Here is a 251-nt window from a genome sequence, read left to right on the forward strand (position 1 = left end):
TGAGGTTGCCCCTTGAGAGTGGACACCAGATTTCATGCCGCGAGTGTGAGCGTAGCCGATGCGGTCATTCGTCGTTCGAACTCGATCGGTGCGAGATACCCCAACGCGGAATGACGTCGCCTCCGGTTGTAGTACGACAACCACTCGAACAACTCCAGACGCGTTCGAGCTTTCGATGTCGGTCCTCGGCCATGTAGCCATTCACGTTTCAGGCTCTGGAAGAACGACTCCGCCAGGGCGTTGTCGTAACT

General features: G+C 57.0%; 1 protein-coding gene. It reads right to left on the bottom strand.

The genetic code is table 11. The annotated features are described in order from the left end of the window. Positions 1–32: 32 nt before the first annotated feature. The coding region (locus QR64_RS26330; protein ID WP_152641012.1) for an integrase core domain-containing protein at positions 33–251 on the bottom strand (219 nt) is incomplete at its 5' end.

Origin of the sequence: Rhodococcus sp. Chr-9 (genome assembly GCF_000801125.1) — a bacterium.
In the GTDB taxonomy this organism is placed as follows: domain Bacteria; phylum Actinomycetota; class Actinomycetes; order Mycobacteriales; family Mycobacteriaceae; genus Rhodococcus; species Rhodococcus pyridinivorans.